General features: G+C 64.7%; 4 protein-coding genes. All 4 read right to left on the bottom strand.

The features are described 5' to 3' along the window. The coding region (locus tag AAC083_RS16855) for an iron-containing alcohol dehydrogenase (RefSeq protein WP_146181712.1) at positions 1-501 on the bottom strand (501 nt) is incomplete at its 3' end. A gap of 18 nt (positions 502-519) precedes the next feature. Next, positions 520-1,038 carry an SCP2 sterol-binding domain-containing protein gene (locus tag AAC083_RS16850; RefSeq protein WP_108537213.1) on the bottom strand — a complete coding sequence of 173 codons (519 nt, stop codon included), beginning with the start codon at positions 1,036-1,038 and terminating at the stop codon, positions 520-522. Beyond that, positions 1,019-1,621, bottom strand: coding sequence for a TetR/AcrR family transcriptional regulator (locus tag AAC083_RS16845; protein ID WP_042036864.1), 603 nt, complete (start codon positions 1,619-1,621; stop codon positions 1,019-1,021). The genes AAC083_RS16850 and AAC083_RS16845 overlap by 20 nt, the downstream gene beginning before the upstream one ends. A gap of 18 nt (positions 1,622-1,639) precedes the next feature. After that, positions 1,640-1,987, bottom strand: a 348-nt coding sequence (locus tag AAC083_RS16840) for an aldehyde dehydrogenase family protein (protein WP_146181711.1), incomplete at its 5' end; no start/stop codon positions are given.

Here is a 1,987-nt window from a genome sequence, read left to right as displayed (position 1 = left end):
GGTAAAGGGCACCTTGCGCCCGCTCGCCTCATCCTTGATCACCGCCACCAGCGTCACCTCGGATCCTGTGCCCGCCGTGGTCGGCACCACTGCCAGCGGCTGCAGGGGGCGGGTCAGGCAGCCTGCGCCAGCGTAATCCAGCAGCCGATCCCCGCCCATGGAGGCGAGGATATTGACCGCTTTGGCGGTGTCGATGACGGAGCCGCCCCCCAGCGCTACCAGACTGTCACATTTGAGCTCCCGATAACGGGCTGCGATCCGTTCCACCACGGCGGTGGAGGAGTCGGCCGGGATCTCGTCCCAGATGCCAGCGACCGGCAACTCTCCCTCGGCCAGCACATTGGCCAGCAGGGTAGCGAGTCCGGTGGCGCTGACCCCCTTGTCGGTGAGCAGTAGCGGACGGCGCGCGCCCAATCCGGCCAGCTCGCTGGCGAGCTGCTCCAGTGCCTGTTCACCCGCCATCAGTTTGACCGGGCAGAAAAAATCGTAATAGCGGCTCATTTCAAGGCTCCTTGCGCGTTAGCCGGTCACCAGACCCAGATAGATGTTGCAGGCCCGGCCAAGTTTGTTGGTCGGGGCAGGATAGTGGCGCAGCAGGGGCCGCGCGATAAAGGCGGGCAGGATCACAGACTGCAACTGCTCAAGCCCCCGCACCAGATGCATGGCGACGGTCAGGTCCCCCTCCACCAGCAAGCGGTTTTCGCTGAACGCCTGATTGACCCCGAGACGAAAGCTGAGGGCGCGAAAGGCGATGCCCTGATGCTTGAAACGCACTCGCAGGGGGTGCAAATCGCCGCTGGCATGGGGCTGTGCGCCGCACTGCCAGTTGCCCTCTGCCTTATGGATGATCAGTGCCTGGGTGAGGCCCGCCACCTCCAGTCGTATGGTGAGGCCGTCGGGCAGAGGGGCGAGCTCTTGTCGCACCGCCTCATCGACCCGGGCGGCGCGGCAGAGGGTACGCCCTATGACCCAGAGCAGAGTGGCTATCCAGAGGCGGCGGCCAAGGGCGGCCGCAGATTCAAACATCCGTGTTTGCATGGGGATTGGCTCCTGAGATGGCTGACCAGAAGAGGGCGAAGGCACTGGCTTGCCAGTAGTCGTCCTGTCCCAGCGCCGGCTGATCGACAAACAGTGATGCGCAGGCGAGAAACTGGCCCTGACACACCTCCAGCAACAGTGGGGCGGGAGCCTGCATCAGCTCGCCGCTTGCCTGCCCCTTTGCCAGCAGGGCGGGCAGAAAGCGCAGGGCATCGTTCAAGATCTGGCTGCGGGCCGGTCTTGCCAGCAGGGGGGAGTGAAAGAAGCCCAGTACGAATTTGAGTTCGTTGGGGTGTGCCTGCATCCACCCCATCGCCAGCTGCCAGTAGTGGTGGGTCTGCTCGCGCAGGGGAAGAGCGGGGTCGGCTTCACTGATGGCTGCCCCCATCCGCTGCTTGATATCCTGATAGAGCTGGAGGATCAGCGCCTCCTTACTCGGAAAGTGGTGAAACAAGGTGCCGTTGGCCACCCCTGCCGCCTTGGCGATGCGGGCGGTGGCGGCCCCCTGCAGACCGTCCTCGGCGCACAGGGCGAGGGCGGCATCCAGGATCTGGCGGCGCTTGTCGGTCATGGTTTTTTGCATGCAGGGCTCCGGCGCACGTCAGCGCAAAAACAGCGCCATCATCAGCCGCTGGTGCCAGCGCCGATAAGGGGGATGAACCAGAGAGCCTGTGCTGAACCTGCCACGGCTCAACACGGTTTTCGCCTTGGAGAAGGTGAGAAAGCCTTCGTGGCCGTGGTAGTGGCCCATGCCGGAGGCGCCGATGCCGCCAAATGGCACGTCATCGGCTGCCACCTGGAACAGACTCTCGTTGATGGCCATGCCGCCTGAGTGGGTCTCCCGGGTCACCCTGGCCTGCAGTGCCGGATCCAGGCTCATCAGATAGAAGGCGAGGGGGCGCGGGCGGGCGGCTATGTAGGCGAGCGCCTCGTCCAGGCTTTCGTAGTG

Source organism: Aeromonas sp. HMWF014, assembly GCF_963878295.1.
GTDB lineage: Bacteria > Pseudomonadota > Gammaproteobacteria > Enterobacterales > Aeromonadaceae > Aeromonas > Aeromonas popoffii.
Note: the sequence above shows the minus strand (reverse complement) of the source record. Positions and strands in the feature narration are given on the sequence as shown.

Bases quoted from the DNA above. Each gene is read 5' to 3' on its own strand.
- AAC083_RS16850 (WP_108537213.1), bottom strand. From the start codon at position 1,038: ATGCAAACACGGATGTTTGAATCTGCGGCCGCCCTTGGCCGCCGCCTC.
- AAC083_RS16845 (WP_042036864.1), bottom strand. From the start codon at position 1,621: ATGCAAAAAACCATGACCGACAAGCGCCGCCAGATCCTGGATGCCGCC.